The organism is Citrobacter sp. S55_ASV_140 (assembly GCF_018919505.1).
GTDB classification, from domain to species: domain Bacteria; phylum Pseudomonadota; class Gammaproteobacteria; order Enterobacterales; family Enterobacteriaceae; genus Citrobacter; species Citrobacter werkmanii.
Genome location: NZ_JAHLQZ010000249.1, coordinates 1 through 4,784, shown reverse-complemented (window position 1 = coordinate 4,784; position 4,784 = coordinate 1). Strand labels below are relative to the sequence as shown.

The window sequence follows — 4,784 nt, the reverse complement described above, 5'->3', positions numbered from 1 at the left end:
GCTCAAGGAAGTAGCTATTGGGAAAATGCGCTTCGTAAAACGCCACGCATTCGTCAACCAGGGCGCTATTACCGCGCAACAAGCTACGTCCGACGTCGCCCATGCGGCCGCCGGAGAGCAAAATCAAACCTTCTTTTAGCTCGACCAGCCAGTCGCGGTCGATAACCGGCCCTTCTGCGCCATAACCGCGCTGATAGGCTTTTGATATCAATAACGTCAGGTTCTGATAGCCGGTATTGTTAGCGGCCAGTACGGTGAGTTGCGTGAGTTCATCACCCAATAGTTCACTGCGGACATGAAAATCTGCGCCTACAATAGGCTTAATACCGGCGCCGTGACCCGCTCCGTAAAACTTCACCAGACCACACAGGTTGGTAAAATCGGTGATCGCCAGCGCAGGCATGCCTAACGCGGCCGCCTTCTTCACCAGCGGCCCGGTTTTCGCCAGCCCATCGATCATGGAGTAGTCGCTGTGCACCCGGAGGTGGACGAAACGTGGTTCAGACATCTTCAGATTCCTTCGACACAAGAATCAGGACGTGAGTCCCAGTGCGCGTTTGACGGGGCCAAAACTGCGGCGATGGTGCTCTGTCGCGCCATACAGTGCCAATTTTTCCAGATGAAAAGCGGTTGGATAGCCTTTGTGCTGCGCAAAGCCATACTGCGGAAAAACCGTATCCAGCGCTGCCATTTCAGCATCGCGGGTCACTTTTGCCAGTATTGACGCTGCGCTAATCTCCGCTACGCGGCTATCACCTTTGACTACCGCCATCGACGGTACCGGTAATGCCGGACAACGATTGCCGTCAATCAGTACGTATTCCGGCGCAATATGCAGCCCCGCGACCGCACGCTGCATCGCCAGCATGGTGGCATGCAAAATATTCAGATCGTCGATTTCATGCGGTTCTGCACGGCCTACGCTCCAGCTTAACGCTTTTTCTTTTATTTCATCAAACAGCGCCAGGCGACGTTTTTCCGACAATTTTTTTGAGTCGTTAAGACCGATAATCGGACGCGCCGGATCCAGAATGACGGCAGCAGTAACAACCGCCCCAACCAAAGGACCGCGCCCGACTTCATCCACACCCGCCACTAAATGCGTATGCGGATAAACAAATTCAATCATTGCGCTAACTCCAGGACTGCATCCGCCGCCTGCTCATCAGCATTGCAACGGATCTGCTGATGCAGTTCACGGAAAGTGTCATGCATCGCATGGCTGGTTTTACCATTCGCCAGTAACGGCAACAGCGCTTGCGCCAGCGCATGCGGCTCACACTCTTCCTGCAACAGCTCTTTAACCAGTTCTCTTCCCGCTAACAGGTTAGGAAGCGAAACGTAATCCGTTTTCACCAGACGCTTCGCCAGCCAGAAGGTAAAGGGTTTCATGCGGTAGCCGACCACCATCGGACACTTTGCCAGCATACATTCCAGCGCGGCGGTGCCTGAAGCCAACAGTGCGGCGTCGCTGGCCACCATCGCTTCACGTCCCATGCCATTAAGCAGATGCACGGAAAGCTCCGGCGCAACCTCTGCCTTGATACGCTCAAACTGCTCCCGGCGTTTGGCATTCACCAACGGCACCACGACTTCGAGATCCGGATAATGCTGACGTAACAGTTGCGCCGTTTTCAGAAAATCGGCGCTAAGCATCTCCACTTCTGCGCCACGGCTTCCTGGCAGCAGCGCAAGGCAATGCGCGTCGTGGGGAATACCCAAAATATCACGGGCCGCGTGTTTATCCGGATCCAACGGCATGGCATCCGCCATGGTGTGGCCGATAAAGCGGCACGGGACGTTAAATTTGTCATAAAACGCTTTTTCGAAAGGCAGAAAAGCCAGCACCATATTAGTGGATCTGCCTATTTTGAAAACGCGTTTCTGTCTCCACGCCCAGACGGACGGACTGACATAATGAATGGTTTTTATGCCCTGCTTTTTCAAGTTCCCTTCAAGGGTAATATTGAAATCAGGCGCATCAATGCCAACGAAAACATCCGGCTTGAGATCGGTGAATCGACGAGTGAGATCGGCACGAATATGCAGTAAACGGCGCAGACGTCCGAGCACTTCAACAATGCCCATCACCGCCAGTTCTTCCATTTCGTACCAGGCTTCACAGCCTTCGGCCTGCATTAGCGGCCCCGCCACGCCAACAAAACGCGCATTGGGAACACGAGCTTTGAGTGCGCGGATTAGCCCTGCACCAAGAATATCGCCGGAGGTTTCTCCGGCGACGAGGGCAATCGTTAAAGGACGCTGCTCAGTCATTAACGAATCAGACCACGCGTTGAGCGCTCAAAGAAGTCGCTGAAAGCCTGGACTTCAGGGTGCTGTTTCGCCAGTTCGGCGATTTCCGGTTTCGCTTCTTCCAACGTTTTACCGCTACGGTACAACGCTTTGTAGGCATTACGAATCGCGGTAATCGCTTCGCGGGTGAACCCACGACGCTTCAGACCTTCGATATTGACGCCAAACGGCGTCGCGTGGTTGCCCTGGGCGATAACGTACGGTGGCACGTCCTGAGCAACGCCAGAACAGCCGCCAACCATCACATGCGCGCCGATGATGCAGAATTGATGCACCGCAGTCATGCCGCCGATGATAACAAAATCATCCAGCGAAACATGTCCGGCAAGCGTGGCGTTATTCGCCAGAATACAGCGGTTGCCTACCGTACAATCATGCGCGACGTGCGCATTAATCATCAGTAAGTTATCGCTGCCCACCTTCGTCACTCCACCGCCCTGCACTGTGCCACGATGAATGGTGACGCTTTCGCGGATGCGGTTGCGATCGCCAATTTCCACGCGGGTCGGTTCGCCAGCATATTTAAGATCCTGGTTAACTTCGCCGATGGAGGCAAACTGATAGATCTCGTTATCGCGACCAATTTTTGTATGGCCATTCACGACAACGTGAGACTTCAGTACGGTACCCTCACCAATTTCAACATGGGGTCCAACAATACAAAATGGGCCAATGTGAGCGTTAGCGCCAATACTGGCGCCCTCTTCCACAATGGCGGTAGGGTGAATAAAGGCGGATTTATCAATCACGTATCAGGCCTCCCGGCTACGGGCACACATCATCGTTGCTTCGCACACAACTTTACCGTCGACCAGCGCAACCCCTTTAAAACGGGTCAGGCCACGGCGCGTTTTCTCGAAAGTCACTTCCATGATCATCTGATCGCCCGGCACGACAGGACGCTTAAAGCGTGCTTCGTCAATACCCGCGAAATAGTACAGTTCGCCTGGTTCCAGTTTTCCTACGCTTTTAAATGCGAGGATACCGGTGGCCTGCGCCATCGCTTCCAGAATCAGTACGCCAGGGAAAATAGGTTTGCCCGGGAAGTGGCCCTGGAAGAAAGGCTCATTAACGGATACATTTTTCACTGCGCGCAGAAAACGACCTTCTTCAAAATCCAGCACGCGGTCAACCAGCAGAAACGGAAAACGGTGCGGCAGAAGTTCTAAAATCTCTTCAATATGCAGAGTATGAGTGTTAGTAGTCAAAATACTCTTCCTGTCAAAATATACTAAAAGGCAATAATAACACGGCCTGTCGCAATCGTATGAATGGGACAGGCCGAAAAGTCAGACATGCAAAAAAGGTGCTTTAGTCTTGTTGATTAACCTTGCGCTCAATCGCTTTGAGGCGCTTGCTCATATCATCAATATTCATCACCAGTGCAGCTGTTTTACGCCATACCTTATTGGGTTGTAGCGGAATGCCTGAGGAGTAGACGCCAGGTTCCGTGATAGGACGCATCACCATACCCATGCCAGTTACCGTGACTTTGTCGCATATTTCCATATGCCCATTGATCACGCTGGCGCCGCCAATCATGCAGTAACGGCCAATCTTCAGGCTACCCGCCATAATGACGCCACCGGCTACCGCCGTATTGTCGCCAATCACAACGTTATGTGCAATCTGGCACTGATTATCAATGATAACACCATTACCGATCACAGTATCGTCCAGGGCACCACGGTCAATGGTAGTACAAGCGCCGATCTCGACGCGATCGCCGATAATCACGCGACCAAGCTGCGGGATCTTCACCCAGTTACCGCGATCGTTCGCGTAACCAAATCCATCCGAACCGACGACAGTGCTGGATTGGATCAGGCAATTCTCACCGATCTGAATGTCGTGGTAAATCGTCACATTCGCCCACAAGCGAGAACCTGCGCCGATTTTTGTATTTTTTCCGACGAAGCAGCCTGCGCCAATAACCACGTTATCGCCCAGTTCTACGCCAGACTCAATGACCGCATTTGCGCCCACAGAGACATTTTTACCCAGCTTCGCCGTCGCATCGATCGCTGCACTCGGTGCAACGTTTTGTGCGGGCTGCGGCGTGGTATCTAAAATTTGCGCCATACGAGCATAGGTCAGGTAGGGATTCTTCACTACCAGCGCTGCACTCTTAGCAAAAGGAAGATCGTCCTGCGTCATGACAACGGCAGAAGCCTGGCATACGCCTAAGTGTTCACGGTACTTAGGATTCACCATAAACGTGATATTGCCAGTTTGCGCAGATTGCATGGACGCTACGCCGGTGATGACGATATCGCCATCACCGTGTAATTCTGCATCCAACTGCTCTGCTAAATCAGCCAGTCGAATTGAAGGCATTACTTATTTAACCTGTTTCAGTACGTCAGCGGTGATGTCTTTTACATCGCTGCTATTGTATGCAACGGTGTTTGCGTCAACGACCAGATCGATGCTCTGGCTGTTAGCAACAGATTTCACAGCTGTCTGGATAC

6 protein-coding genes and 1 pseudogene are annotated in these 4,784 nt (G+C 52.6%); all 7 read right to left on the bottom strand.

What is annotated here, in order from left to right; translation table 11 throughout:
• Positions 1-508 (bottom strand): PHP domain-containing protein (locus KQJ18_RS21615; RefSeq protein WP_216422711.1); only part of this gene is annotated, 508 nt, incomplete at its 3' end.
• A 24-nt stretch (positions 509-532) separates the two neighbouring features.
• Positions 533-1,129, bottom strand: coding sequence for a ribonuclease HII (gene rnhB / locus KQJ18_RS21610; RefSeq protein WP_038637421.1), 597 nt, complete (start codon positions 1,127-1,129; stop codon positions 533-535).
• Positions 1,126-2,274 (bottom strand): lipid-A-disaccharide synthase, encoded by a 1,149-nt coding sequence (lpxB, locus tag KQJ18_RS21605; protein ID WP_121528603.1) that lies wholly within the window; start codon positions 2,272-2,274, stop codon positions 1,126-1,128. The genes rnhB and lpxB overlap by 4 nt, the downstream gene beginning before the upstream one ends.
• Positions 2,274-3,062, bottom strand: a complete 789-nt coding sequence (gene lpxA, locus KQJ18_RS21600; protein ID WP_038637417.1) for an acyl-ACP--UDP-N-acetylglucosamine O-acyltransferase — start codon at positions 3,060-3,062, stop codon at positions 2,274-2,276. Before lpxA ends, lpxB begins: the two co-directional genes overlap by 1 nt.
• 3 nt (positions 3,063-3,065) lie before the next feature.
• Positions 3,066-3,521 (bottom strand): 3-hydroxyacyl-ACP dehydratase FabZ, encoded by a 456-nt coding sequence (gene fabZ / locus KQJ18_RS21595; protein WP_003018528.1) that lies wholly within the window; start codon positions 3,519-3,521, stop codon positions 3,066-3,068.
• A 103-nt stretch (positions 3,522-3,624) separates the two neighbouring features.
• Positions 3,625-4,650 carry a UDP-3-O-(3-hydroxymyristoyl)glucosamine N-acyltransferase gene (gene lpxD, locus KQJ18_RS21590; RefSeq protein WP_038637414.1) on the bottom strand — a complete coding sequence of 342 codons (1,026 nt, stop codon included), beginning with the start codon at positions 4,648-4,650 and terminating at the stop codon, positions 3,625-3,627.
• 3 nt (positions 4,651-4,653) lie between these two features.
• Positions 4,654-4,784, bottom strand: a pseudogene (locus KQJ18_RS21585) (molecular chaperone); the annotation flags it as partial.